General features: G+C 61.7%; 23 protein-coding genes. 9 read left to right on the top strand and 14 right to left on the bottom strand.

Annotation, left to right across the window (positions count from 1 at the left end; genetic code table 11):
• Window positions 1-52 precede the first annotated feature (52 nt).
• The 8 genes from THIDRDRAFT_RS19450 to gnd all read right to left on the bottom strand — a co-directional run bounded on the left by THIDRDRAFT_RS19450 (window position 53) and on the right by gnd (window position 8,253).
• On the bottom strand, window positions 53-712 hold the full coding sequence (locus THIDRDRAFT_RS19450; RefSeq protein WP_007042621.1) for a riboflavin synthase: 660 nt from the start codon (window positions 710-712) through the stop codon (window positions 53-55).
• Between the two features lie 37 nt (window positions 713-749).
• Complete coding sequence (gene ribD / locus THIDRDRAFT_RS19455; protein WP_007042622.1) at window positions 750-1,895, bottom strand: bifunctional diaminohydroxyphosphoribosylaminopyrimidine deaminase/5-amino-6-(5-phosphoribosylamino)uracil reductase RibD; 1,146 nt, start codon at window positions 1,893-1,895, stop codon at window positions 750-752.
• Complete coding sequence (gene nrdR / locus THIDRDRAFT_RS19460) at window positions 1,892-2,407, bottom strand: transcriptional regulator NrdR (RefSeq protein ID WP_007042623.1); 516 nt, start codon at window positions 2,405-2,407, stop codon at window positions 1,892-1,894. The genes ribD and nrdR overlap by 4 nt, the downstream gene beginning before the upstream one ends.
• Window positions 2,408-2,512: 105 nt before the next feature.
• Complete coding sequence (gene glyA, locus THIDRDRAFT_RS19465) at window positions 2,513-3,769, bottom strand: serine hydroxymethyltransferase (protein WP_007042624.1); 1,257 nt, start codon at window positions 3,767-3,769, stop codon at window positions 2,513-2,515.
• Between the two features lie 246 nt (window positions 3,770-4,015).
• Window positions 4,016-4,447: a phosphate-starvation-inducible protein PsiE gene (locus THIDRDRAFT_RS19470; protein WP_007042625.1), complete on the bottom strand. Its 432-nt coding sequence runs from the start codon at window positions 4,445-4,447 to the stop codon at window positions 4,016-4,018.
• 543 nt (window positions 4,448-4,990) lie between these two features.
• Entirely contained in the window at window positions 4,991-6,538 is a 1,548-nt protein-coding gene (gene zwf / locus THIDRDRAFT_RS19475) for a glucose-6-phosphate dehydrogenase (RefSeq protein WP_007042626.1), read from the bottom strand.
• A gap of 9 nt (window positions 6,539-6,547) precedes the next feature.
• On the bottom strand, window positions 6,548-7,279 hold the full coding sequence (gene pgl / locus THIDRDRAFT_RS19480; RefSeq protein ID WP_007042627.1) for a 6-phosphogluconolactonase: 732 nt from the start codon (window positions 7,277-7,279) through the stop codon (window positions 6,548-6,550).
• On the bottom strand, window positions 7,276-8,253 hold the full coding sequence (gnd, locus tag THIDRDRAFT_RS19485; protein ID WP_007042628.1) for a phosphogluconate dehydrogenase (NAD(+)-dependent, decarboxylating): 978 nt from the start codon (window positions 8,251-8,253) through the stop codon (window positions 7,276-7,278). Before gnd ends, pgl begins: the two co-directional genes overlap by 4 nt.
• Window positions 8,254-8,722: 469 nt before the next feature.
• Here gnd and THIDRDRAFT_RS19490 point away from each other — a divergent pair, with 469 nt between their 5' ends.
• From THIDRDRAFT_RS19490 to THIDRDRAFT_RS19505, 4 genes are all read left to right on the top strand, one after another.
• Window positions 8,723-10,543 carry a DUF1538 domain-containing protein gene (locus THIDRDRAFT_RS19490; protein WP_007042629.1) on the top strand — a complete coding sequence of 607 codons (1,821 nt, stop codon included), beginning with the start codon at window positions 8,723-8,725 and terminating at the stop codon, window positions 10,541-10,543.
• Window positions 10,540-10,920 carry a P-II family nitrogen regulator gene (locus THIDRDRAFT_RS19495; protein WP_007042630.1) on the top strand — a complete coding sequence of 127 codons (381 nt, stop codon included), beginning with the start codon at window positions 10,540-10,542 and terminating at the stop codon, window positions 10,918-10,920. The genes THIDRDRAFT_RS19490 and THIDRDRAFT_RS19495 overlap by 4 nt, the downstream gene beginning before the upstream one ends.
• A gap of 17 nt (window positions 10,921-10,937) precedes the next feature.
• Window positions 10,938-11,279, top strand: a complete 342-nt coding sequence (locus THIDRDRAFT_RS19500; protein ID WP_007042631.1) for a hypothetical protein — start codon at window positions 10,938-10,940, stop codon at window positions 11,277-11,279.
• Window positions 11,280-11,550: 271 nt separating this feature from the next.
• Window positions 11,551-11,910 (top strand): PilZ domain-containing protein, encoded by a 360-nt coding sequence (locus THIDRDRAFT_RS19505; RefSeq protein WP_007042632.1) that lies wholly within the window; start codon window positions 11,551-11,553, stop codon window positions 11,908-11,910.
• Window positions 11,911-11,996: 86 nt separating this feature from the next.
• Here THIDRDRAFT_RS19505 and THIDRDRAFT_RS19510 read toward each other — a convergent pair whose 3' ends face one another.
• Window positions 11,997-13,655 (bottom strand): methyl-accepting chemotaxis protein, encoded by a 1,659-nt coding sequence (locus tag THIDRDRAFT_RS19510; protein ID WP_040845512.1) that lies wholly within the window; start codon window positions 13,653-13,655, stop codon window positions 11,997-11,999.
• 290 nt (window positions 13,656-13,945) lie between these two features.
• Here THIDRDRAFT_RS19510 and THIDRDRAFT_RS19515 point away from each other — a divergent pair, with 290 nt between their 5' ends.
• Complete coding sequence (locus THIDRDRAFT_RS19515; protein ID WP_007042634.1) at window positions 13,946-14,437, top strand: glycosyl-4,4'-diaponeurosporenoate acyltransferase CrtO family protein; 492 nt, start codon at window positions 13,946-13,948, stop codon at window positions 14,435-14,437.
• Between the two features lie 133 nt (window positions 14,438-14,570).
• Window positions 14,571-16,223, top strand: coding sequence for a c-type cytochrome (locus tag THIDRDRAFT_RS19520; protein WP_007042635.1), 1,653 nt, complete (start codon window positions 14,571-14,573; stop codon window positions 16,221-16,223).
• A gap of 38 nt (window positions 16,224-16,261) precedes the next feature.
• On the opposite strand, the gene THIDRDRAFT_RS19525 is transcribed toward THIDRDRAFT_RS19520, so the two are convergent.
• On the bottom strand, window positions 16,262-16,798 hold the full coding sequence (locus THIDRDRAFT_RS19525) for a protein disulfide oxidoreductase (RefSeq protein ID WP_007042636.1): 537 nt from the start codon (window positions 16,796-16,798) through the stop codon (window positions 16,262-16,264).
• Between the two features lie 183 nt (window positions 16,799-16,981).
• On the opposite strand from THIDRDRAFT_RS19525, the gene THIDRDRAFT_RS19530 reads away from it, so the two are divergent.
• Entirely contained in the window at window positions 16,982-17,587 is a 606-nt protein-coding gene (locus THIDRDRAFT_RS19530; protein WP_007042637.1) for a DUF938 domain-containing protein, read from the top strand.
• A gap of 68 nt (window positions 17,588-17,655) precedes the next feature.
• Here the strand turns inward: THIDRDRAFT_RS19530 and THIDRDRAFT_RS19535 are convergent, their stop codons facing one another.
• Window positions 17,656-18,012, bottom strand: a complete 357-nt coding sequence (locus tag THIDRDRAFT_RS19535) for a cupin domain-containing protein (protein ID WP_007042638.1) — start codon at window positions 18,010-18,012, stop codon at window positions 17,656-17,658.
• A 95-nt stretch (window positions 18,013-18,107) separates the two neighbouring features.
• Between THIDRDRAFT_RS19535 and THIDRDRAFT_RS19540 the strand changes: the two genes are divergently transcribed.
• A complete protein-coding gene (locus THIDRDRAFT_RS19540) occupies window positions 18,108-18,359 on the top strand; it encodes a hypothetical protein (RefSeq protein WP_007042639.1) in 252 nt (83 codons plus the stop codon).
• A 421-nt stretch (window positions 18,360-18,780) separates the two neighbouring features.
• On the top strand, window positions 18,781-18,939 hold the full coding sequence (locus tag THIDRDRAFT_RS19545) for a VOC family protein (RefSeq protein ID WP_007042640.1): 159 nt from the start codon (window positions 18,781-18,783) through the stop codon (window positions 18,937-18,939).
• On the opposite strand, the gene THIDRDRAFT_RS24880 is transcribed toward THIDRDRAFT_RS19545, so the two are convergent.
• The 3 genes from THIDRDRAFT_RS24880 to THIDRDRAFT_RS19555 all read right to left on the bottom strand — a co-directional run.
• The gene (locus THIDRDRAFT_RS24880; RefSeq protein WP_083827532.1) at window positions 18,936-19,211 is read right to left on the bottom strand and encodes a YrhK family protein; all 276 of its coding nucleotides are present in this window, start codon (window positions 19,209-19,211) and stop codon (window positions 18,936-18,938) included. The two genes, THIDRDRAFT_RS19545 and THIDRDRAFT_RS24880, sit on opposite strands and share 4 nt — an antisense overlap.
• Window positions 19,212-19,339: 128 nt before the next feature.
• Window positions 19,340-20,092: an alpha/beta hydrolase gene (locus THIDRDRAFT_RS19550; protein WP_007042641.1), complete on the bottom strand. Its 753-nt coding sequence runs from the start codon at window positions 20,090-20,092 to the stop codon at window positions 19,340-19,342.
• Window positions 20,092-20,661 (bottom strand): DDE-type integrase/transposase/recombinase (locus tag THIDRDRAFT_RS19555; protein WP_007042642.1); only part of this gene is annotated, 570 nt, incomplete at its 5' end. The genes THIDRDRAFT_RS19550 and THIDRDRAFT_RS19555, both read right to left, overlap by 1 nt.

Raw genomic sequence — 20,661 nt, forward strand, 5'->3', positions numbered from 1 at the left:
CTGGGAAACGAGTGGAATCTAAACGAAACGGATACGACGCGATGCGCATCCTCTATCGAGCGAAGCCGTGCTCGGCGAGAAAATCGAGGGTCAGACCCGATGCCTTGGGATCGGCCGCGCGCTCGCCAAGCAGCAAACGCTCCAAATAGCGCGCGACCAAATCTACCTCCAGGTTGACCCGCGATCCGGGACGATAATCGCCGATAATGGTCTCCTGGACGGTATGCGGAACGATGTTGAGTTCGAACACGGCCCCTTCGATCCGATTGACGGTCAAACTGGTCCCATCGATGCAGATCGAACCCTTGTGCGCGATATAGCGCGCCAACTCGTCGGGTGCCTGGATGCGCAAACGCCAGGAACGCGCGTCCTCGTGCCGCTCCAAAAGCGTCCCCATCCCGTCGACGTGACCGCTCACCAGATGCCCACCCAAGGGGGTCGAGAGCGTTAGGGCCTTTTCGAGATTGACCCGGCCACCAGGCACCAGTGCCCCCAGGGTCGTGAGCGACAGCGTCTCGCGCGAGACGTCGGCGGCGAACCCCTGAGGACTCAGCTCGACCGCGGTGAGACAGACCCCATTGACGGCAATGCTATCGCCGAGCGCCACAGCGTCGAGCGAGAGCTTGCCGGTCTCGATCGTCAGCCGCACATCGCCGCCGCGCGGCTCCAAGCGAAGAACCCGACCGACGGATTGGATGATTCCAGTGAACATGAGTGGATTCCAGTGACCGAGAGCGTGGTTAGCGAATTCAAATGTTGGAACGACCGACCGACAGCCGGATGCGCAGGTCCGGCCCGATCCGTCGCACGTCCTGGATCTCCAGCGCCAGCCGGTCGGCCATCGCCGAGATTCCGGGCAAATGGAAGAGTCCGCGCGCGGCATCGCCCATCAGATGAGGCGCGAGATAGAGCTGTATCTCGTCGACCAGGCCCGCCGTCAGCATGGCCCCGGCCAAACGCGCGCCAGACTCCAGCAGCACCTCGTTGATGCCGCGCCGCGCCAGCTCATCCATCAGCGCTGCGAGATCCACGCAACCGTCCAGTTCGGGCGCGCGCCAGACACCAGCACCGACCGCCTCCAGGGCTGCCATACGCTCGGGCGCATGCGCGGTTCCGACCACCAGCGTCTCGCCCGCGAGCCCAAGCATTCGCGCATCTGCGGGCATGCGCCACTGACTGTCCACCAGGACGCGTAGCGGCTGGCGCACCGGCTCGTGCGAATCCATGCCAGGCACATCGCTCGCCGATAGGCGCACGTTCAAGCTTGGGTCGTCGGAGAGGACCGTTCCGATCCCGGTCAGGATCGCCGAGCTTCCGGCACGCAGTAACTGAACGTCGCGACGCGACTCGGGCGAGCTGATCCATTGGCTCTCGCCATCGGCCATGGCGGTGCGACCGTCCAGACTCGCGGCCATCTTGCAGCGCACATAGGGCCGGCCCCGCTCCAATCGCTTGATGAAACCGGGATTCAGTGCTCGGGCCTCGGCCTCCAGCACCCCGTTCAGCGTCTCGATCCCGGCATCCTTCAGCCGGGCGAGTCCCTTGCCGGAAACCAGCGGATTGGGATCGACCATGGCGCACACCACACGAGCGACGCCGGCCTCCACGAGCGCATCGGCGCAAGGTGGGGTTCGGCCGTGGTGGCAACAAGGTTCCAGCGTCACATAGACCGTCGCACCGCATGCCTCGGCACCCGCCTGCGCCAGTGCATGACGCTCGGCATGCGCCTCCCCGGCCCAACGATGCCAGCCCTCACCGACGATACGACCTTCGCGCACGAGCACACAGCCGACGCGGGGATTGGGATCGGTGGTGAAGCGCCCAAGCCGAGCCAGGCGAATGGCTCGGGCCATGTATTCCTGGTCCGTGCCCTGCCCCGGATGATCGGCGGTCATCGCGTTTTCGACTCCAGATCTTCGAGCAGATCCATCTGGTGATTCTGGAGATCGGGGCTGGGATGGCGTTCGAGCCGCTCGATCTCCTCGCGGAAGGCGGCAACGTCCTCGAAATGGCGGTAGACAGAGGCGAACCGCACGTAGGCGACCTGATCGAGCTGACGCAATTCATCCATGACCATCTCACCCACGCCCAGCGAGGGGATCTCGCGCTCTCCGCTCGACATGAGCCGACGCTGGATGCGCGCCATGGCGGTATCGATCTGCTCAGTGCTGACCGGGCGCTTCTCCAGCGCACGCATCATCCCGGAGCGCAGCTTACGTCCATCGAAGGGAACCCGGCTACCGTCGCGCTTGACGATCCGAGGCAGATTCAGCTCAGCCGACTCATAGGTTGTGAAGCGCTCATTGCAGACCGAGCACTTGCGACGACGCCGGACCTGATCGCCCTCGCCCGAGAGGCGCGAATCGACCACCTTGGTATCCTGGGCACCGCAGAAGGGACAGCGCATGAGTCAGCCTCCAGCCGCCAGCATCCAACCACCAGCAACACTGGCGGCCAAAAACCGATGGGGCGATGGATTCGAGGTCATGCGCCGCAACCGCCAGATCCGGCTTCAGCGACCGTAGACGGGGAAGCGCTTGCAGAGATCCAGCACCTTGGCCTTCACGTCCGCGATGACGGAAACGTCGCCGCGCCCATCAATGACGTCGCACATCCAGCCAGCCAGCGCGGTCGCCTCATCGGAGCCGAAGCCACGGGTGGTGATGGCGGGCGTGCCGACACGAATACCGCTGGTGACAAAGGGCGACTGGGGATCGTTGGGCACGGCGTTCTTGTTGACCGTGATGTTAGAGTCCCCCAGCCAGGCGTCCACGTCCTTGCCGGTCAGACCCTGACTGATGAAGCTCACCAGGAAGAGATGATCGTCGGTCCCACCGGAGACCACATCGAAACCGCGCGCGATGAAGACCTCGGCCATGGCCTTGGCGTTGCGCACCACCTGCTCCTGATAGGTTTTGAACTCGGGCTCCAGCGCTTCCTTGAAGGCGACGGCCTTGGCCGCGATCACGTGCATCAGCGGACCGCCCTGGATGCCGGGGAAGACCACCGAGTTGAGCTTCTTTTCGATCTCGGGGTTGGACTTGGCGAGGATCAGGCCACCGCGCGGACCGCGCAGGGTCTTGTGCGTGGTGGTAGTGGTGACGTCCGCGATCTGGACCGGGCTCGGATAGACGCCGGCCGCGATCAGACCCGCGACATGGGCCATGTCGACCATCAGATAGGCACCGACGGCGTCCGCGATGTCGCGGAAGCGCTGCCAGTCGACCACGCGCGAATAGGCGGAGAAGCCGGCGACGATCATGCGCGGCTTGTGCTCCTTGGCCAGACGCTCGACTTCGTCGTAGTCGATCTCGCCGGTCTCGGGGTTCAGACCGTACTGGACCGCGTTGTAGAGCTTGCCGGAGAAGTTCGGCTTGGCGCCGTGGGTCAGGTGACCGCCATGGGCCAGGCTCATGCCGAGCACGGTATCGCCCGGCTGACAGAGCGCCATGTAGACGGCCGTATTGGCCTGAGAACCCGAATGCGGCTGGACGTTGGCGTAATCGGCGCCAAAGAGCTGCTTGGCACGATCGATGGCGAGCTGCTCGGCGACATCGACATACTCGCAACCGCCGTAGTAACGCTTGCTCGGATAACCCTCGGCGTACTTGTTGGTCAGAACGCCGCCTTGAGCCTGCATGACGCGGGGGCTGGTATAGTTCTCGGAGGCGATGAGCTCGACGTGCTCCTCCTGACGGCGCTCTTCATCTTGAATCGCGGCCCAGAGCTCCGGGTCATAATCGCTGATCTGCATGGTCTTGTTAAACATCTGTTCGCCCCTCCGGCGCCGCAAAGCGAGGCATTGTAACGATTTTTACCGATCAAGTCGCGAACGGATGAGGTTGCACGACACCATCCCGCCGACCGGCCACGCTTTGAGCACGACCGTATCGACAAGCCGAACGCACAGCCGCCCGATTCATCCGTTCGGGTCCTGACACAGGAATTTTTTTCGGCCGGCACGCGTCACGACGGCGATCACGCCCGGTGGCCGACACCCAGCGCCAAAACGCGGCTATTCCTCAAGCTTCCCCGACTCGCGCGACACCTCATAGGGATAGCGCACATGCCCGAAACGGATCAGCAGGACGGCCGCCGCCAGGATCAGCACCGCGACCGAGGAAGCGATGAGCTGCCATTCGGTGAGTCCCTTCATGTCCAGAATCAAATGGCGGGCGAGCGCCACCATGGCGATGTAGAGCGGCATTCGCACGGGCAAGGCCCCGGACTCCAGATAGACGGCCACCATGCTCAACACCTCCAGATAGATGAAGAGCAGCAACAGATCGGCCAGGGTGACCGTGCGCAGCTCGACCATCTCGAAGATCGCCTGACCGCCCGCGATCACCGCCGCGACGGTGATCGCGCAGAGCCCGAACAGCTCGACATAGGTCAGGGCGCGTCCGACGAAGCGCGCGATACGCGGATGACGTGGCTTGTTCGTCATACCGAACCCCCACGCCGACTGCATCCGCTCACATCATCGGGTCCTGACTGGACATCGGGCCATTCACTAGCGCCGGGGTTGGTCGTGCTGGTCACGCTCATGGATTTCACAATCTCGTTCAGTCTGTTTTCAACGGCAATAGGGCCTCGACATAGCGACGCATGCACCTGTCGATCGGCTCGGGAGACGCGTCTTTACACCGCTTGCACGAGTAGACACAAGCGCTGGGAGACGCGCGGCAGGCTACTACGACCGACAGCCTGCATCTGGGTTCCAGCGATCGCCGCCTAATGGAGAAGCCATGACCGAACGCTGCCCGCCCGCGTCAGCGCGTCTTCGACCAAGGCATGAAGGATGGACTCAGAAACGGCGGATCGATCAGATCTCGCTCGCATAAACGCGCCATCGGGATACGATGCCTTTCAGGGCGATCCATTCGAGCATCCGACACCCGCAGCCCAGATGGCGGTCATCGAATTCCAGGTGCGCCCCTGGGGACCAGGGTGGTTTAGCCCGATTGGAACGCAGCGCCACCTGGGCGGGTTAGATCTGGCAGGCCCACTGAGCATCGCCGATGGAGCGCCAGGCGTGGCCGTTCCACTCCAGCAAACCATCGGCCTCGTGCGGACCCTCGCTACCCGCCGCATAGGTCGGTAGGGACACGCCGTCGCAAGCGGCCCAGGCGGTTTCGATTGGCGTCATGATCCGCCACTGGGCCTCCACCCCGTCACACCGGGTGAACTGGGTCAGATCACCGCGCAGCGCATCGAGAAGAAGCACCGCATAGGCCGACGGAGGCGCTTCGGCAAAGGCCGAGTGATAACAAAAGTCCATGCTCACCGGCACTGCCCTGCGCGAGGTTCCGGGCTCCTTGGCGCCGAAGGTCAGGCTGATCCCCTCGTCCGGCTGGATGCGCAGAATGATGACGTTGGACTGGAGGCAATCCTGGCAGGGGAAGAAGCTGAGCGGCGGCTGACGAAAGTGCACCGCGATCTCGGTGACCTGCCGGGCCAAGCGCTTACCGGTGCGCAGATAGAAAGGCACGCCGGCCCAACGCCAGTTGTCGATGCGCAGATCGAGTGCGACATAGGTCTCGGTGCGCGAGTCCGACGGCACGTTCGGCTCCTCGTGCCAACCTGGGACCGAGGCGCCGTCGATGGTGCTGGCAACATACTGGGCTCGCACCGTCCGACTCGCCACCTCATCGGAGGTCATAGGCCGAATGCTACGCCAGACCTCGGCCTTCTTGTCGTTCACCGAATCCGCGTCCAGTTCGACCGGCGCATCCATGGCGGTCAGCGCCAGCAGTTGCAGCAGATGGTTGGCCACCATGTCGCGCAGCGCGCCGGACTCCTGGTAGTAACCGGCACGCGACCCGACACCGAGCGACTCGGCAGCCGTGATCTCGACATACTCGACGTGATTGCGATTCCACACCGACTCGAAGAGCGCATTGCCGAAGCGAAAGAAGAGCACGTTCTGAACCGTCTCTTTGCCCAGATAGTGATCGATGCGGTAGACCTGTCGCTCCTCGAAGACCTCGGCGATCAGCCGGTTGAGTTCCCGTGCCGACTCAAGGTCGTGACCGAAGGGTTTTTCGACGACGAGGCGCGAAAACCCCCGATCCTCGCGTTCGAGCCCCACGTCGGCGAGACGCTGGATGATGACGGGCGTGGCGCTCGGCGCGGTCGCCAGATAGAAAAGACGGTTCGCAGTGGAGAACTCAGCCAACCGCTCGGCCAAGGACTGATAAGTATCCGGTTCCAGAAAATTGCCGGAAAGATAGGAGATCCGCGAAGCGAAGTCGTTCCAGGCCGCCTCCTTGAACGCCCGGATCTCGGAGGATTGGGCCACGCCCTCGCGCAATTGCTCGCGAAAACGCGCGTCGTCCATCTCCCTCCGCCCGATGCCGATGATCTGGAAGTCACTCGCCAAACACTGGTTGTTGGCCAAACTGAAGAGCGCCGGAATGAGCTTGCGCTGAGTCAGATCACCGGTTGCACCGAAGATCACCAAAACGCAGGGTTCGGCCCTGGGCAAGGGCGACGGCGGTGGCTCGGCAGGACGCGTAAAATCGATATTCGAAGACATATCCCGCCCCTATGCGGCTGAAGATTGGAGAGACCGCGTGCTGTCGGAACCGATGAGCGTGAAGACATCGACCCTTTCGATCGCCGCAATCCGGCTCGCGGGCAGATCGCCCCCGGCGCACCAGAGAAAAACCGCATCCTGTTTGTCGGATCCGGCGACCAGATAGAGACAGCGACGGGTGTAGCTCAGACGCGCCGGACTCAGCGAGACACGCTCCTGGGGCGGCTTGGGTGCGCCATGCACCGGAATGGCGTCCGGCCAATGCGTCTCATGCTCCCAATCTCCCCCAGGAAAGAGACTCGCGGTGTGTCCATCCTCGCCGAGCCCCAGAAGCACCAGATCGAAGGAGCCGACCTCGGCGAGCCGCTGGGAATAGAGTTCCGCCGCACGCTCCGGCCCGAGCTCGGCCGGGATGACGTGGATCTGCTCCGAGGGGATAGGCACCACGTCCAACCAGGCATCCGCCGCCATGCGACTGTTGCGCTCGGGATCGGTCGGTGGCAGACAGCGCTCGTCACCGAAATAGATCCACCATGCCGACCAGTCCGTCTCGATCGAGCACAGCGCCTGGTAGATGGATCGCGGCGTCCGGCCGCCAGCAAGCACCAGGACAAAGCGTCCATTCGATTCGATCGACTGTTTCGCGACGCCTTGAATGACCGCCAGGGTCGCCCGCTCGAAATCATCCCGTCTCGCGAACGCCCGAAAATGCGGATGCTGATGCGGCCAGGTCACCATCATCCCCCAGACGGCTCGCGATGCCCGCCGAAACCGTGCCGCATGGCCGAGAGCATCTTTTCGGCGAAGGTATGCTCCTGACGCGAGCGAAAACGTGCATAGAGCGCGGCCGTCAGCACCTCGGCAGGCACCGCCTCGTCGATCGCCGCCTGGACCGTCCAGCGACCCTCGCCCGAGTCCTGTACGAAACCGCTGTAATCCGCAAGGGCCGCATCTTCGGCCAAGGCCGAGGCCGAAAGATCTAGAAGCCAGGAGGTCACGACGCTCCCGCGCCGCCACAGCTCGGCGATATCGGCCAGATCCAGGTCGTAACGCTCGTCGTCGGGCAATGCCTCGGCGTTGGCGTTGCGCAGGATGTCGAAACCCTCGGCATAGGCCTGCATGAGGCCGTATTCGATACCGTTGTGGACCATCTTGACGAAGTGTCCCGCACCCGAGGGGCCACAGTGGAGATAACCGCGCTCGGCGCTACCGTTTCCGGTTCGCCCCGGAGAGGGCGGAATTCCGGCGTCCCCCGGGGCGAGCGTTGCGAAGATGGGCTCCAGGCGTTTCACCGCCTCGACCGGTCCGCCGACCATCAGACAATAGCCGCGCTCCAGTCCCCAAACCCCACCGCTGGTGCCCGCATCCAGATACTGGATGCCGCGCTCACCGAGCGCCTTGGCGCGCCGAACGTCATCCTTGTAATAGCTGTTACCGCCGTCGACAATGCTATCTCCCGCGTCGAACAGCCCGGCCAGTTCGAACACCACCTGATCGGTGATGGCCCCGGAAGGCAACATCACCCAAGCGGCGCGCGGAGGCGTCAGTCGCTCAGCCAAGGCGGCCAAGCTCTCGACCCCGATCGCCCCCTCGGCGACCAACGAATCCACAGCCGCTGAATCACGGTCGAAGACCACGCATTCGTGTCCGTCGTGCATCAAACGCCGGGCCATATTTCCACCCATGCGCCCCAAACCGACCATTGCAATCTGCATACACTGCCTCCTGACTCGTTCGGTGGACGAACCGCGCACTCGCGGTTCCCGGTGTTCGACCTCGCTCGCACAGATGCGTTTCCAGCACGCCCCATCGACAGAGACCCTAGCGAAAGGGTCCGCCTAATTCCGACCGCGACCACAGAACTGCAGTGCAGCCTAACCGTAAAGATACAACCATGAAAACGACATGGAATAAAGCGTGATCCGACTCACCGCCCTGGCCGCAGCTCGCCGGACAGCCCCCTCTGACTCGAACGACCGAAGACCTCGGTCACGGCACCGAAACCCCGCGATCCTGGAGTCGAGGCGCCAGAGAACTTAAGATCGCACCCCACATTCAGTATCGGCGCATCATGCCGGTCGCAACCAGACCGAAACAGACGCCGAGATCGTCACCCGCCGAGACCCAAGACGCACCAGCCCTCGGGCACTGGCGCTCGAGAGCGCGATACACAAGGAGACACCCTTGCCAAGAACGGAAACCGATAGCGGAGATCGGCCAGAACCGAGACAGCCGCCGACCGAGATCCGCTTCGGCGCCTTCGTCCGCGAGATCACGGTCCAGCAGAACCGCATCTCCTATAACAACCTCACACCAAAGCTCGATGCCGAGGGCAGCGAGAGCCCCTATCATGCACCACGGATTCGACTGCGACCGATCGATGCCTACCGCCTGATCCGGCCCTACGTCAGCACCCGCTTCATCGAGCAGATCCGGGCCGTGGTGCCGCTGGCGCTCTATCTGGTGCTCTTTCAGCTCTTCATCCTGCACCAGGACATCCTCGATGCGGGGATCATCGCAGGCGGACTGGTCGCCGTCATCCTCGGGCTCATGTGCTTCATGGAAGGACTCAAGGTCGGGCTCATGCCGTTCGGCGAGACCCTCGGCAGCACCTTGCCGGCCAAGGCGCATCTCCATCTGGTGCTGCTCATCGCCTTTCTACTCGGCATCGGCGTCACCTTCGCCGAACCGGCGATCGGCGCGCTCAAGGCGGCCGGGCAGATCGTCCATGTCGAGTCGGCCCCCTATCTCTACGCCCTGCTCAACGACTGGTCCGATATCCTGGTCCTCGGGGTCGGGCTCGGGGTCGGCATCGCCGCCGTGCTCGGCACCCTGCGCTTCCTCTATGGCTGGAGCCTCAAGCCACTCATCTATCTCACACTCGTTCCCACGCTGGGATTGACGCTCTATATCCTGACCGACCCCGAACTCGCCAAGACGCTCGGACTGGCCTGGGACTGCGGCGCGGTAACCACCGGACCGGTCACGGTGCCGCTGGTGCTCTCGCTCGGGATCGGCATCGCCGCCTCGGCGGGCAAGGGCCAGACATCGCTCTCGGGCTTCGGCATCGTCACCCTCGCCTCGCTCTTTCCCATCCTGGGCGTGGAGTTGCTGGCGATCTATGTCTCGCTCGTCACCAGCCCCGAACAGATCATCACCGCTGCGGCCGAGGCCAGCGCGCTGGCGGCGCAGCCGGACTGGACCGCCCGAACCCCGTGGCTGGAGATCTTCGGCGGGCTGCGCGCCATCCTGCCGCTGGTTCTTTTCCTGTTTCTGGTGATGCGCCTGGTACTGCGCGAGCGCATTCCGCATCCAGGGAACATTGCCTACGGCATCACCCTGGCCGTGCTCGGCATGATCATCTTCAATCTGGGCCTGACCTATGGACTCTCGAAGCTCGGCGCACAATCGGGCGGACTGGTCCCGGCTTCCTTCACCGACATCGCTAGTGTCACGGGCGATCCGCTCTACAGCTTCGGCGTCGGGCTGGCCGTCGCCTTCCTCTTCGCCTGGCTGCTCGGATTCGGTGCGACACTGGCCGAGCCGGCCCTCAATGCGCTGGGATTGACCGTCGAGAACCTCACCAACGGTGCCTTCCGCAAACAGCTGCTCATGTACGCGGTCTCGCTCGGGGTCGCCTTCGGTCTCGCACTCGGCGTTGCCAAGATCGTCTTCGGCTTTTCCATCGCCTGGCTGCTGATTCCGGGCTATCTGCTTGCGGTCGTCCTGACCTTTTTCTCGACCGAGGAATTCGTCAACATCGCCTGGGACAGCGCCGGCGTCACCACCGGCCCCGTCACCGTCCCACTGGTGCTGGCGATGGGTCTCGGATTCGGGGATGCCATGCAGGCGATCGAGGGCTTCGGCATCCTCTCCATGGCCTCGATCTGCCCGATCCTCTCGGTGCTCGTCACCGGACTCTGGATCCAGTGGAAGGTGCGCCGCAAGCATCGTCGCTACGACGAATCCATGAATACGACCGATGCCCAGGAGGCCTCCACATGAGCAAGCAAGAAATCGTCGTATTGACCGACGTCACACTCATCACCGCCAGCGTCCAACGCGGCATGGCCGACGAGATCGTCAAGGCGGCACAGGAGGCCGGCGCCCAGGGCGCCAGCATCCATTACGCCCACGGGCGCGGCGTGCGCGAACGACTCGGGATCTGGGGACTCGCGATCGAGGCCGAGAAGGAGGTGATCAACATCGTCGTCTCCAGCGATCAGGTCGACCGCATCTTCGAAACGATGTACGTCGCCGGCAAGATGGACACCCCCGGCATGGGCTTCATGTGGGTCACGCCGCTGGAGAAGGCGGCCACGTTCGTCCCGCCCGAGATCGTCGAGCGGCTCGCGCCCCCGAGCCCGAAACGGCGAACCTGATCGAGGAGTCAAACAGCGTGCGCAACAGCCAACGCCAAAAGGTCATCACCTGTATCCTCCCCAAGGGCCGTGCCAGCCCCCTAGCCAAGCACCTGGCATGCGAGCACGGCCTGACCACCGTCGACGTCCACTACGCGCGCGGCGTCGGGCGCATTACCCCGCTGCGCCATCGAGGCATCGGCGAGACGTCCGAGCGCGAGATCCTCACGGTCGCCGTCCCCGCCGATGAGGCGGATACCCTCTTCGCGCACATCTACGAGGTCGCCGAGATCAACCGACCGCATGGCGGACTCATGTTCATGCACGCCAGCCTGTGCTCCACCACATTCGAGTTGCCCGATCTGCCCGAAGAGGATTAGACGACTGCCGGAAAGACCAAAGGCGAGTTACGAAACACGTCAGGTGGCATGAACATTGACGTAAATCACCTTAAGACCCCAGCCACGAAACCCGATCCGGACGCAACGCTCAAAGGATTCCACAGGCGCGTCGACCGGATCGCGGAAACAGCCCAACCCGCCGGATGACGAGATCTCAATGGCCTAACGCCAGCAAGCAGTTATCCTTGCGCTCCCGACACGCGTCGCCCCCAGCGGACGACATTCCAGGTCACACCCAACAACCATTCCGATGTCGCAATCCGATTTCATCACCGACCGCAGATCCCATGAACGCAGGGTCATGCATGGCAACGCACGACTCACGACCATGGACTCGCGCTCCTTCTCCGTTAACATCGCCGATATCAGCCCGAGTGGCATCCGAGTCATCGCACCGATCAATCCACGGACAGGCACCAACTTCATCCTGAGCGTTCGCCTTCCACTGAAACCATCGGGAAGTCTCCCTGTGGAACTCAAGGTCCGAGTCGCCTTCAGCATCCTGATCGGCAGCGAAGATGGCTACAGCGATGGCTTCAGCGTTGGGCTCAACTTCCTAGGGCTTCCTGAAGAGGCCCGGGACGCGATCAACGATTATCTGGACGTCTGATCCAGCGCCGTTGTCCTCAGTCAAGGCGATCCACCATTAACCCAGCGTTAGGGAGATCGGGAAACATGCTCCCGATCCCCGACGCCCTATTTGCAAGGCTTGGCGCTGTCGACCTTGAACTGACCGACGAGCTGGTGCAGCTCCTCGCCGAGGCTGGAGAGCTCCTGGCTGGCCTGAGCCGTCTGGTGCGAATTGCCGGCCGACTCATCGGCCAGATCCGAGATGCGCACCACACTGCGATCGATCTCGCCCGCGACCATGGCCTGCTCCTCCGCAGCGCTGGCGACCATGGTGTTCATGTCGCGGATGCGAGTGATCGACTGCACGATCTGAGTCAGTGCCTCGCCAGCCTTGCCGGCCTGTTCAAGCGTCTCCTGGGTCGTACTCTCGCCGACAAGGATCGCGTCCACCGCTTCCTGGGCCCCGGCGCGCAGTTTCTCGATCATGCTCTGGATCTCGGTGGTGGACTGCTGGGTGCGACCGGCGAGCGAGCGAACCTCGTCGGCGACCACGGCGAATCCGCGACCCTGCTCTCCCGCCCTGGCCGCCTCGATCGCGGCGTTGAGCGCCAACAGGTTGGTCTGCTCGGCGATGCTGCGGATCACGTCCAGCACGGTCCCGATCGCCTCGCTCTCGTTCGAGAAACGACGGATGGTGTCGGCAATGTGCTCGACCTCCTGGGCCAGGCGCTGATTCGCGGAAACCACACCACTGACGGTCTCGCCTCCTGCACGCGCATTCTTGTCGGCGTCCGCTGCCCCAGCGGCGGCCTCTTCCGCGCTCTTGGCGATATCCTGAATGGTCGCGGTCATCTCGGTGACGGCGGTCGCGACCTGCTGGATCTCGCCACGCTGGCGCTCCATCCCCTCGTCGCTGGAGCTCGTGATCGCAGAGAGTTGCTCGGCCGCAGCGGCGATCTGGCGCGTGGCCTGACCGACGCAGACGATCGTGCTCTCGGTCTTGCCGACGAAGGCATTGAAGCCGACTGCCATGTCTGTGATCTCATCGTGCCCGCTGGTCTCGAGACGCTGGGTCAGATCCCCATCGCCCTCAGCGATATTGTGCATGGCACGCGCGGCCATCCGAATCGGCGTCACGACGGAGCGCCCGGTCAGGACAACCCCAAACACGACAACGAACAGCAAGACGCCCGCGAGTCCGCCAAAGCGAGCCGCGCCTCCCCAAAACTCGGCGTCCACGTCGTCGACATAGATGCCGGTGACGATGACCCAATTCCAATCCGGAAACAGGTGAAAATAGGTAATCTTGGGCACAGGATCCTTGGCCCCCGGCTTGGGCCAGAGGTAGTGCTCGAACCCTTCGCCCTCGGAACCCGCGCGCTTCAGCATATCGGCAACAAACAGGTTGCCAGTAAAGTCCTTCATTTGCCTGGCATCGGTGCCGATGAGCGCAGGCTTGACCGGATGCATCAACATGCGGCTGTCGTCGAGCCCCACCACCCAGAAATAGTTATCGCCGTCGAAGCGCAGATCGCTCAACACGGCCAGGGCGCTCTTCTGCGCCTCGGCGAGGGGAAGTTTCCCCTGATCGACCAGTTTCTTAAAGTGTTCCTCGACCCCCTGGGCCGTTTCGATCAAGGTCCGAACCTGCGTGACCTTTTCCAGCATGAGCGTGGAGCGAATCTGAAAGAGCGCGAGCGTCAATATGATCAGCAGCCCGGAAACGACCAGACCCAATAGGATCCACAGGCGTAGATTGATCGAAAGCGTCCTCAAGAACTTCATACGACATTCCTCGTTGTAACACATCACGACTCAGATCCAATCAGACGCCTCATTGCCTGATAGACCGGACACACGAACTCCCTTTGAGTCCTTGTCAAAAAATCGTCCTTTGAAAACCAACGCAACCGAACCAGCGGCGAAACGGTGACACAGCAACGACGCCGACTCCACGCCGCCGATCGGATCCGTGACAGAAGTCTCGCCGCTTCATCGACACCTGATGCTGCGGGATCCCGGTCGATGCAATAGCATTCGCCCACTTCACCGATCAGCCGGAGCAACCCCACATCGTGTTGGAGTACGCCGCACTCTATGCGGCCATCTGGATCGGCTTCCATTTCGGATCCGGTTATCTGGCCCATCGTCTCCCACAGCGCACGCTCACCGCATTGCCGTTGGTCAACGACAGCTACGCCTGGGAGCATGATGGAAAGACCTACGAATGGATCGGTGTACGATCCTGGAAGGACAAGCTGCCGGAGGCGGGTGCCTTCTATCCCGAGGGCTTCTCGAAACGACGATTGCAGGGCCGCGATGCGGCCTATCTGGAGCAATTCGCCCTGGAGACGTCCCGCGCCGAATGCTCGCACTGGCTGACCTGGGGCCTGTCTCTGACCTTTTTCGCCTGGAACCCCTGGCCGATCGGGGTGGTGATGATCATCTACGGAGCGATCGTCAACATCCCCTTCATCCTGATTCAACGCTACAACCGATGCCGTCTGACACGCACGCTGAGGATTCTGGATCGCCAGCGACGGCGGAGGCATCTGAGATGCGGATGATCCATCATCGACCCTGGAGAACGCTACCGCTCTCGCATCCCAACACCACGCCCCTCGACGTCGGGGATCGAAGATCCATGGATGGAATCACCGACCCCATATAGTTCCATCGATCACCGGATACAATGCCCCAATGAATCAACTGAAACGTCTCATGCTGCCCGTCGTTGTCTGTTGCTCCATACCGGCACAGGCCGAACTCCCGCTTGGACAACGGCTTGCCACGCAAGGCGATCCGAACCGCGGCATCCCGGCATGCGCTTCGTGCCACGGACCGAAGGGTAACGGCAACGAGGCCATCGGCGCGGCCCGGCTCGCGGGTCAGAGCACCCTCTATCTGCAACGCCAGATCGAGAACTTTCGCGACGGGCGACGCGACAACCCCCTGATGGGCCCCTGGGCGAAACAGCTCACCCCGACCGAACGGGTCGCGGTAAGCGACTACTACGCCGCGCTCTCGCCCGTCGGCCAGACGACACCCCACCCCGTCCCCAATCCCGCCATCGGAGCCGACCTCGCCCTGTTCGGCGACTGGCCCAACCGTATGCTGCCTGGCTGCGTCCAGTGCCACGGCCCGGGTGGACAGGGTGTTGGAGCAACCTTTCCCGCACTGGCCGGTCAGCCATACAGCTATCTGCTCAATCAGTTGACGGCCTGGACACAGGGCACACGCTCGGGCGACCCGCTCGGCATGATGAAGCACGTTGCCTCTCGGTTGAGCGAGGATGAGATGCGCTCCGTCGCGGCCTATTTCGCCGCGCAACCTGTGGCATCCACCCCAGAGGGAATCGCCTTGGACGTGCCTGACGGAGCATCGCCCGGCGCAACGCACGAATCATTGCCCGCCCCGAGCCCAACCTCAGCCGGCCTCCAGTCCGAGCGTATCCCGAATCAGGACGACATTCCGGCCGGCCGCACACCCGACACCCAGGGCTATTTCAAACCGCCGTCGCGTCACGATCGACCCGAAGGTCCGTTCGGTGAGATGGTCGCGCTCGGCGAGGCGATCTTCACCCAGACCGACACACACCCGCAATCCGCGCCGCACGTCGGCAATGGGCTAACCTGCCGCAACTGCCACCTGGACACCGGACGCCTGGCCAGTTCCGCTCCCATGTGGGCGGCCTGGGTCTCCTACCCCGCCTATCGTGCCAAGAGCAACCGCGTCGATACGCTCACCAGCCGCCTCCAGGGCTGCTTCAGCTATTCGATGAACGCCCAGGATTCGGTCAGCGGCACACCGCCAGACGCCGACTCCAAAACGATCGTCGCCCTGCTCAGCTACGTCTACTGGCTCGCGACCGGCGCACCGACCGGCGATCGAAGCATTCCGGGACGCGGCTTCGCGGATATCCAAGAACCCGCCGACGGCTATGACGCCAAACGCGGTGAAGCGCTCTATCGGCAGAACTGCGCCATCTGTCATGGAGAACAGGGCGCTGGCGCAAAAAAGGATGACGTCTCGGTCTTCCCGCCGCTCTGGGGACCCAAATCCTACAACTGGGGCGCCGGGATGCACGCCCTCGACACGGCGGCCGCCTTCATCCGCCACAACATGCCGCTGGGCGGAAGCATCAAGCTAACCGATCAGGATGCCTGGGATCTCTCAGCCTTCATCAACAGCCATGAACGTCCGCAGGATCCGCGCTTCACCGGCGATCTGGCCGAAACCGCGCAGCGCTATCACGGCGGGCACTACGACCTCTACGGCACGCCGAGCGCGCTCGACGGTCATCAGCTCGGCGAAGGCACCCCAGCTACGACCTCCGGCCCAAGACAGCACTGACGGAGACGATGCGGACGCCTCGGTGTCCGCATCGCACATCAGCTGCTGCGACCGAACAGCCAGAGCCGCAAACGCAGCCCCCAGGAGCTGCTCAGCCCCATGGTCGTGTCGGCGATTTTGCCATCGGCATTGACGATGAAGGTCGCCGGTACGCCAGAGACACCCCAGCGGACACCGATCTCGCCCTCGGGATCGGTGATGGTCGGAAAGGCGATATCGGCCTTGTTCATGTACTGCTGCACCTCCATCCAATCGCCCGACTGGAGTGCAACGCTAATGACCCGATGATCTTTGGCGACAGCATCGATGGCCCCGTCCATCGCCCGACACACCGGACACCAGGTCCCCCAGAAATGCACCAGCACTGGCTCGCCGCGCAGATCGCGCAGATCGAAGCGGCTGCCATCGAGCGCGAGCCCCACCAGTTGCGGCGCCTCGCCAGTCGCCAACGGCCTGGACTTCCACCATTGAACGGCCGAAAAGACCACCACCAGAATCAGAATGTTGATGGCCCAACCGCGCAGACGACGCCCTCGCACAGAACCGGATTTCGAGCGATTTTGATCCTTACCCATCGATGACTACCCTTCGAGAGTGAAACAGCACACACCAGGACCGGAGATCCGTAGCCTGGGTGAAACACAGTGCAACCCAGAAAGCGACAGACCGGCCCGCGAGGTCGAACGCAACCGAACTCCAGCGGTCCGGGTGTGTCGAAATCGCCCATCAGACCATCCGCCCGCCCCCAGGATCCCGACATGCAAGCACGAGAAAAGCCCTACGCCCCTTCCTGCGACGAAAACAAGGCGCCCATCCTCGACGTCATCCGCCCCCTGTTCGAGACGGCACGCCATCTGCTCGAAATCGGCAGCGGCACCGGCCAGCACGCGGTTTGCTTCGCCGCAGCCATGCCGCATCTGACCTGGCAGACCAGCGAGGTCACCGAGAACCTGCCCGGCATTCATGCCTGGCTCGACGAGGCGAATCTGCCCAATCTGATCGCACCCATCGCGCTCGACGTCACCCGGAACTGGCCGGACGGCCCCTTCGATGCCGTCTTCAGCGCCAACACCTCGCACATCATGCCGATCGAGGCGGTCGAGGCCATGTTTCAAGGCGTAGGCCGCGTACTGACGCCCGGCGGCCCATTCGCGCTCTACGGTCCATTCAATCGCAACGGCACCTTCACCAGCGACAGCAACCGCCGCTTCGATGGCTGGCTGAAGACCCAGAACCCGCGAATGGGCGTACGCGACCTGGCGGATCTCCAGACCATGGCACGGAACGCGGGATTGAGCCTCGTCGCCGAGCACCCCATGCCGGCCAACAACCTCACCCTGATCTGGCAGCGCGACCCGGTGTAGGTGCGAATTCATTCGCATCTCAGACACGCGCAGCTTGCAGTGCGAATGAATGCGCAACTCACGGACGATCAGGCCCCAGGTGTATCGACCGGTGCCGCGCCCCCATCCGGATGCAGATGCACCGCCAGCCAGAGACAGGGCGGCTCACCCGAGGTTTCGAGCACCCGGTGCGGCGTATGGGCCGGAATGAAGCGATAATCGCCGGCCTGGAGCCTCACCGTCTCGCCGTCGATCCAGAGACGCGCCTCACCCTGCAGCAGACAGACCCACTCGTCCTGCGGCTGATCGTAGAGCTCGCCGCCGGGATCCTCGCTGCTGAGGATGCGCTCGATCTGCAGCCGGCCATGGCGCAGTAGATCCTCGAAAACCTCGCCTTCCGCAGGAAAATCCAGGCCGGTGAACAGGTTGCCGAACGAATGGTGCATGCGAAAACCCTGGTTTGAAAAGAGTCTTGCAATCGGCGAGAAAAATACTACCATTTTAGTCAGGAATTTCAGAATGCCCCGGAGAGGATCGAACAATGTACATAGACCCCAGCGACTGGCCTGCCCCGATCGGCCCACAAGGCACTGCCCAAGCATCCAGCCCAGAGTCCTTGCGTGTCGAGATCACGCTCGATCTGGTCCAGCAACTGATCGAAGAAGGACGCATCGGCGCGGCCGATCTGCATTGTCTGGACGCCGGCAGCAAGCAGAGACTGCAACGCGCCTGCCTCGACAACTGCGCCCGCGACCTGAGCTACCGCGCCCAGTTCGAGCACGCGCTTGTCTAGGCGCAACTTCAGCCGCATCGGCCGCGGTCGAATCCGCGACATGCGGCTGAAGTCCCATTGAATTGAAACGAAGCCTCCAGTCCTGAGCTCGACAAAAGGCCGCTCGAAGCCCTCTATCCAATCTCATCGACGTCCCTTCTCCGCTACGACCAACACGACCGCTCGAAGCGGCGCCCCCCCCGAATTCGGACCCGGAGAAATAGGGTCAGCTTGGTTCGTCAAGCTGACTGGATTTCACTCTCGGCGTCGGCACTCTAGAGTCCAGCCTTTCATCCTCGCCGAAGGCATCGTGAGGCGATAAGGCTCCTCGTTCCTGACCTCCAGCCAGCCATCCGCACGGCCATGCCCTCGGTCGTGGAGCAGCAGACAGACGGCTCTACCCACCGACCCGTCTTCCAACCACCACAGGCAGTGATTTCACATGAGACGCCTACGCACCATGCTGCGCGTCGGCAACCTGCAGCATTCGATCGATGTCTACACCCAGGTGCTCGGCATAAATCTCCTGCGCCAGAAAGACTATCCGGACGGCGAGTTCACCATAGCCTTTCTCGGCTACGGCGAAGAGTCGCCCGACTAATTGATGCGTTTTTTATGTTGTTTTTCGAGCACCCTTCCAACATGAATCAGGCTCGTCAATTTGATTACCGGCCTAATGATTAACTGCGCACTTCCCGCTATAAAAAGCCAAGTACCACTCTCAACAAGCGAATTGCTCAAAAAGAAAAAACTACCAATCAAAAACCAGACAGCTATCAAAAAATCATTAAATGCACCTAAAGCCTCATAGCGACGCTGAATCACTATATGTTCATTCCCAATATCTATATCAAGTTCAGCACTGCGATTCACGAGCACTCCTTAGATCGAGCTGTTATCAAATGACACGCAAGAGGCTTAAGACTGAAAAGCCAATTACTACATAACACTGCAAACAACCGGCAAAATGGAGCGCAGCGAAATTTGCATCAGAGTCAAATTTATTTATTATAATTGACTTTCTCTTTCTTGACAAAACCAGTGATTACTTCGACCAGCTCCTGCTTTATCTGCAACCCTGGTTGATTATAAGTTTCGAAATTATTTATCCGATTCAAACCAGCTTCTTTGAAGATATGGTTCATTCCCCTGATAATCTTGATTTCCGCTTTCGGATTAGCTTCAGAAAGTATCTTGGCATCTTCTTCGCTTACCTGAAGATCAGTAGTCCCTTGGATAATTAATACAGGAACTCTTATCTTGGCCACCTCTTTGGCTGGGTCATATTTAAACCAAGAGATCAAGTATGGCTGAACACTGGGCCTGAACAAAGAAAACAATAGCGGATCAACATCATCAACGACTTCCCCTTGCCTGAGCTTATCAATAATTGGCAATGCGATATCCAATATCTCAGGTGGCTGGGACTTGAGCTGCTCCATCAAGACTTTATCTACCGAACGCCCAGGACCTGCAATTGAAATGAATTTATCAATGCCACCCTCTTGAGCTGCAACCATCCCAATCAATGACCCTTCGCTGTGCCCGATTATTATCACCTCATCAAACCTGCCATCATTATTAAGTAATTCAACCCAAGCTTTCGCATCTGAAATGCAATGCTCGAATCGTAATTCCTCTTCCTTTTTACCGGCTTCCTGACTTCTCCCGATTCCTCTTTTGTCATACCTCAATGTTGCAATGCCGTCTCTTGATAAAGCCTCTGCCAGCATTCTCAAAGAATTATTGATCATTACATGTCAAGTCCCCTAAGATTATATACGCGCTTTTTGAATAGTTCGGGGCGCTTCTCAGCCCAATCCTTGAGGGCTTGAATCGGGGCGATGTGCCCGAGTGCTTTTTGCGGAATGTGCTGGTTGTAGACCTGGACGTAGCGGGTGATGGTCTGCTCCAGACTCTGGGACGAATCGAAGCGTGTCGTGGCCAGCACCTCGGCGATGCGCCCATTGAAACGCTCGACCATGCCATTGGTCTGTGGGGTTCTGGGTTTGGTCAGGCGATGCTCGATGAAGTGCTGGGCGCAGACCTGATCGAAGCGATGCTGTCCCGTTGGCGAGCGCTCGCCCGTGGCGCAGAAACGGTCGGTGAACTCCTTGCCGTTGTCGGTGAGGATCTTGGTGAGGGTGAATGGCGCCTTGGCGATCAGGCGCTCGAGAAAGCCACTGGCCGAGGCCGCCGACTTGTCATCAAGGATCTCGACATAGACCCAGCGGGTGACACGGTCGATCGCCGCGAAGAGGTATTTTCGGCGGTCTTCATCGGGCATCTGGGGCAGGTACTTGACGTCGACATGGACGAAGCC

It is taken from the genome of Thiorhodococcus drewsii AZ1 (assembly GCF_000224065.1).
In the GTDB taxonomy this organism is placed as follows: Bacteria; Pseudomonadota; Gammaproteobacteria; order Chromatiales; family Chromatiaceae; genus Imhoffiella; species Imhoffiella drewsii.

Bases quoted from the DNA above. Each gene is read 5' to 3' on its own strand.
- THIDRDRAFT_RS19450 (WP_007042621.1), bottom strand. From the start codon at position 712: ATGTTCACTGGAATCATCCAATCCGTCGGTCGGGTTCTTCGCTTGGAG.
- ribD (WP_007042622.1), bottom strand. From the start codon at position 1,895: ATGACCGCCGATCATCCGGGGCAGGGCACGGACCAGGAATACATGGCC.
- nrdR (WP_007042623.1), bottom strand. From the start codon at position 2,407: ATGCGCTGTCCCTTCTGCGGTGCCCAGGATACCAAGGTGGTCGATTCG.
- glyA (WP_007042624.1), bottom strand. From the start codon at position 3,769: ATGTTTAACAAGACCATGCAGATCAGCGATTATGACCCGGAGCTCTGG.
- THIDRDRAFT_RS19470 (WP_007042625.1), bottom strand. From the start codon at position 4,447: ATGACGAACAAGCCACGTCATCCGCGTATCGCGCGCTTCGTCGGACGC.
- zwf (WP_007042626.1), bottom strand. From the start codon at position 6,538: ATGTCTTCGAATATCGATTTTACGCGTCCTGCCGAGCCACCGCCGTCG.
- pgl (WP_007042627.1), bottom strand. From the start codon at position 7,279: ATGATGGTGACCTGGCCGCATCAGCATCCGCATTTTCGGGCGTTCGCG.
- gnd (WP_007042628.1), bottom strand. From the start codon at position 8,253: ATGCAGATTGCAATGGTCGGTTTGGGGCGCATGGGTGGAAATATGGCC.
- THIDRDRAFT_RS19495 (WP_007042630.1), top strand. From the start codon at position 10,540: ATGAGCAAGCAAGAAATCGTCGTATTGACCGACGTCACACTCATCACC.
- THIDRDRAFT_RS19505 (WP_007042632.1), top strand. From the start codon at position 11,551: ATGTCGCAATCCGATTTCATCACCGACCGCAGATCCCATGAACGCAGG.
- THIDRDRAFT_RS19510 (WP_040845512.1), bottom strand. From the start codon at position 13,655: ATGAAGTTCTTGAGGACGCTTTCGATCAATCTACGCCTGTGGATCCTA.
- THIDRDRAFT_RS19520 (WP_007042635.1), top strand. From the start codon at position 14,571: ATGAATCAACTGAAACGTCTCATGCTGCCCGTCGTTGTCTGTTGCTCC.
- THIDRDRAFT_RS19525 (WP_007042636.1), bottom strand. From the start codon at position 16,798: ATGGGTAAGGATCAAAATCGCTCGAAATCCGGTTCTGTGCGAGGGCGT.
- THIDRDRAFT_RS19530 (WP_007042637.1), top strand. From the start codon at position 16,982: ATGCAAGCACGAGAAAAGCCCTACGCCCCTTCCTGCGACGAAAACAAG.
- THIDRDRAFT_RS19535 (WP_007042638.1), bottom strand. From the start codon at position 18,012: ATGCACCATTCGTTCGGCAACCTGTTCACCGGCCTGGATTTTCCTGCG.
- THIDRDRAFT_RS19540 (WP_007042639.1), top strand. From the start codon at position 18,108: ATGTACATAGACCCCAGCGACTGGCCTGCCCCGATCGGCCCACAAGGC.
- THIDRDRAFT_RS19545 (WP_007042640.1), top strand. From the start codon at position 18,781: ATGAGACGCCTACGCACCATGCTGCGCGTCGGCAACCTGCAGCATTCG.
- THIDRDRAFT_RS19550 (WP_007042641.1), bottom strand. From the start codon at position 20,092: ATGATCAATAATTCTTTGAGAATGCTGGCAGAGGCTTTATCAAGAGAC.